The sequence below is a fragment of the Actinophytocola sp. genome, from assembly GCF_036378875.1.
Lineage (GTDB): Bacteria > Actinomycetota > Actinomycetes > Mycobacteriales > Pseudonocardiaceae > Actinophytocola.
This window is the reverse complement of the sequence record NZ_DASUVO010000158.1, coordinates 1-2,868: the sequence shown is the minus strand read 5'-3', so window position 1 is coordinate 2,868 and position 2,868 is coordinate 1. Positions and strand designations below refer to the sequence as shown.

The 2,868-nt window shown below is 70.7% G+C and carries 5 protein-coding genes; 3 read left to right on the top strand and 2 right to left on the bottom strand.

What is annotated here, in order from left to right; all coding sequences use genetic code 11:
* The first annotated feature begins 189 nt into the window (after positions 1 to 189).
* Both VF106_RS44045 and VF106_RS44040 read left to right on the top strand, forming a co-directional pair.
* A complete protein-coding gene (locus tag VF106_RS44045; protein ID WP_524535876.1) occupies positions 190 to 399 on the top strand; it encodes a hypothetical protein in 210 nt (69 codons plus the stop codon).
* Entirely contained in the window at positions 396 to 584 is a 189-nt protein-coding gene (locus VF106_RS44040; RefSeq protein ID WP_330846012.1) for a hypothetical protein, read from the top strand. The genes VF106_RS44045 and VF106_RS44040 overlap by 4 nt, the downstream gene beginning before the upstream one ends.
* On the opposite strand, the gene VF106_RS44035 is transcribed toward VF106_RS44040, so the two are convergent.
* Positions 575 to 787, bottom strand: coding sequence for a hypothetical protein (locus tag VF106_RS44035; RefSeq protein ID WP_330846011.1), 213 nt, complete (start codon positions 785 to 787; stop codon positions 575 to 577). The genes VF106_RS44040 and VF106_RS44035 overlap by 10 nt on opposite strands.
* Positions 788 to 921: 134 nt before the next feature.
* Between VF106_RS44035 and VF106_RS44030 the strand changes: the two genes are divergently transcribed.
* Positions 922 to 1,458 (top strand): hypothetical protein, encoded by a 537-nt coding sequence (locus tag VF106_RS44030; protein WP_330846010.1) that lies wholly within the window; start codon positions 922 to 924, stop codon positions 1,456 to 1,458.
* 63 nt (positions 1,459 to 1,521) lie between these two features.
* Here VF106_RS44030 and VF106_RS44025 read toward each other — a convergent pair whose 3' ends face one another.
* The gene (locus VF106_RS44025) at positions 1,522 to 2,289 is read right to left on the bottom strand and encodes a hypothetical protein (RefSeq protein WP_330846009.1); all 768 of its coding nucleotides are present in this window, start codon (positions 2,287 to 2,289) and stop codon (positions 1,522 to 1,524) included.
* Positions 2,290 to 2,868 lie beyond the last annotated feature (579 nt).

Sequence of the window (2,868 nt, the reverse complement as noted above, 5' to 3'; positions counted from 1 at the left end):
CTGAGTCCGAAGTGGACACGTCCGAAGGCTGTTCACCCGGGTTGATCATGAGTTCCCAACGGCGATGGTTGCCCGTGCCCACGACGAACGTGCTGGGCCGGTGAGGCGGACTCGGTCGACGCCATCGCGCCCGACGTCAGTCCTGGCACCTCGTTGTTCGCCGCTTTCGTCCGGGAGGTGGTGACCGAGATGACCGTGAAGGCGGGCCAGAAGTGCACCGCCATCCGCCGAGTCCTGGTGCCCGCCGAGTTCGAGACGACCGCGCTGGACGCCATCTCGGCCGAGCTGTCCACAGTGGTCATCGGCAACCCGGCTTCCGACGGCGCCCGATCCGAGGAAGGGCGCGTCTGCAGGAGGCGGCCCCGTGGCACGGCCGCCTGCACATCCTGGACTCGGTGACCATGACGCAGACGACCGGCCACGGCTCCCCGCTGCCCGCGCTGAAACACGACGGTCCCGGCCGGGCAGGCGGCGGCTCGGAGATGGCCGGGACCCGCGGCGTCGTGGACCTGATGCGACGGACGGCCGCCCAGGCTGCTCGCCGCGTTGCGAGACGGTTCGTGATGCGCCGCACCTACCGTTGACGTGCGCGCCGCTTGGCGAGGTACGGCAACGCGAACAGGTTCAAGCCGGTGAACAGGAGCAGGGCGAGCGGAAGCAGGGGCACATAGGACACCCAGATGAGCGGTTCCTCCTGCGCGAGTGCGATGAAGGTGATGATGACGGTCACCGTGAAAGTGATCGCCACCCAGCGGTGAATCTGCCGAACCCGCTTGTTCCAGTTCAATGTGACCTCCTGGGTAGGAAGCTCACGCTAAGTGCGGTTCGATGACCGACGCTTCTCGATTCCTGACCGGTTACGGGGCTTCGGTGGGGGTTTCCCCGAGGCCGGGCCGGCGGCGGGTTCGTAGAGTGGTGGACATGGCTTCCGTGCGCCCCCTTCGCGAACTGCTCGCCGACCTGGTCGGCGATGCCGATGTGCGCGGCCCCGAGGCCTACCTTGCCGAGCACGGCTATCCCGACCTGCCGGCGGAACTGGTGGCGCAGGCGGTGGTCAGCTTCGCGGACACAGCACCGCCGGAGGTGGCCGAGCAACTGGCGCCTTTCGTGACGGCATACACAGCCGGTAGCGAGCACACCGCGGACTGGTTCGACCTGCTCACCTCCGCGCCGGTAGCGCTCGCCGACGACCCCGACGCGTTGGACGGCTCTCCGGCCGCGGAACCGGAGGACGATGTCGAGTCGGATCAGGGGGAGGGCCTGGACTTCGGCACTGGCGCGGTGGACGCGCTCGACCTCACCGCGCCGCTGGACGAGGTGACGGAACCAGCGACGTTCCCTGACACGCCTGAGACTCCCGAGCCCACCACGTCCGACCAGGTCACCGAGGCCTACCTCGAGGACCTGGACATAGAGGATGAGCCGGACGATGAACCGGACGAGGAGTCTCTGAACTGACGGCCCGGGCGGATCTGAGGGCGTCCCGTGAGGTGCAGGCCGGGTCCTCGCCCGCGGTGCCGGTCAGGTCGCGGGGCCCGGCGTCAGGACCTCGAGTTCCGTGGTGGTCGTGGTGGTGGTCGTGTCGGTGGTGGTGCTGGACTCCGTGGTCGTCGTCGGCTTGGTGGTCGTAGGCCTGTTGCCGCGGGTCGGCTGGACCTGGGTGGCCTTGGTGACCGAGGGCTCCGTGCGGGTGATGGGCACACAGTTGCCGGTCACATAGGTGTCGTTCGTGTCGGGGACCAGGTGGTGGTTCGCGTCGGCGATGCGGGCGCACACCTTGGGGGCGTCGCCGATGGCGGTGCGGAAGCGCTCGTCGGTGACGTCCAGCACCGCGGGACGGCGGTCCTCGACGTACCACGTGCCCTGCTCGGCGGGCGGCGCGTGCATGCCCATCACGGCAGCGGGCGGGTTCGTGCCGTCGCCGCCGTAGACGTGCAGGTGGTAGCCGCCGTTGATGTTCAGTAGTCCACCGTCGCCGCGGTAGTCGAGGGTGAACCTCCCATCGGCGACGATCGCCGAGGTGAGGCACACCCACCGCGGGTTACTCATGATCGCGTCGGTGCACTGCTCGTCCACGGGCAGCGTCGACGCCGGGGTGTTCGAGGTCGGTTCGCTGGAGGAGGCCGAGCTGCCGTCGTTCCCTTCGAGCACGGCGAGCCCGACCCCCACCCCCGCCAGCAACACGAGCGCCACAACTCCCGCGGCGATCACGAGTACCCGCCGCCGCCGAGCCGCCGCCTCCGGCGGCGGTCCCACCCGCGATGGCTCGGCACCGGACTCTCCATCCACCTCGAACGGTTGAGTCGTCCCAGCGTGGCTGGCACGCGGTCCACCCGAGGAGGTTCCGCGCCCCGAGCGAGCCCCGAGCCCCGACCCGACCCCGAGCGGGGTCGTCGGACCAATCGACTCGGTGCCCCGTCCACCGCCCTGCGCCGCACCCCGACCCTGCCCACTACCGAGCCTGGCATCACCGGGAACGCCCGCGCCTGGAATAGGCGCACCGGGACCGCTCGCGCCGGGAATGGCCATGCCGCCAGCTCCGCCACGACCGGTGCCGGCCGCGTCGGAGCCGCCGCTGGCGGCGCTGCGGCGCCCGCTGCCTGGTCCGGCCGCGTTGCCATGCCCGGCCGCGGTCCCTGCTTCAGCAGCCGGGCCAACGCCGGCTTCGCGAACTGCTCCGCCGCCACGTCCTGCCAGGCCAACGTCGGGGGTGGTGCCTCTGCCTGGGCGGTTGCCGAGACCGGCGGCTGCGGTCGGGCCGCCGCGTTGCTGGCTGGCTTCCGGGCCGGTTGTTCCGCTGGTTCTGCTGGCGGCCCCGGCTTCAGCTGTCCTGCCTGCGCCGCCGTGTCCTGCCGGGCCAGCGTCGGG

Excerpts from the sequence above, each read along its gene's own strand:
- VF106_RS44045 (WP_524535876.1), top strand. The coding sequence starts at position 190 with ATGACCGTGAAGGCGGGCCAGAAGTGCACCGCCATCCGCCGAGTCCTG.
- VF106_RS44030 (WP_330846010.1), top strand. The coding sequence starts at position 922 with ATGGCTTCCGTGCGCCCCCTTCGCGAACTGCTCGCCGACCTGGTCGGC.